The 314-nt window shown below is 40.4% G+C and carries 1 protein-coding gene; it reads left to right on the forward strand.

Annotation, left to right across the window (positions count from 1 at the left end; translation table 11 throughout):
- Nucleotides 1-192: hypothetical protein (locus D0T57_RS15740; RefSeq protein ID WP_221412317.1), on the forward strand; the 192-nt coding region annotated here is incomplete at its 5' end.
- Nucleotides 193-314: the final 122 nt, after the last annotated feature.

Genomic DNA, 314 nt, shown 5'->3' on the forward strand with positions numbered 1-314 from the left:
ATAAACGATGCTATTATTTCTCAATATGTTTTTATCAATAACCTTGTGCCCAACGGTGTCTATGCTCTGAAAACTGCATTTAAAGACCCGGACTCGAAAGCCGGGTTTTCTGTTTTAAAAACAAGTTACCACCTCTCTCCCCGCTCTCTCCAAAGGGAGAGAGAGCAGCAAAGCCACGACAAGGGAGAGTGAAAAGTAACAATGAGAAAGTGAAGAAAATGTGTTACAAGTGTTACTTTTTTGAGAGATACAAGACGCCAGTAGACGAGTTAACGAGTTGGGTGCTGATAAAATATGAACTTGTATCTCGTATC

Origin of the sequence: Dysgonomonas sp. 511, from assembly GCF_010501105.1 — a bacterium.
Classification (GTDB): Bacteria; Bacteroidota; Bacteroidia; order Bacteroidales; family Dysgonomonadaceae; genus Dysgonomonas.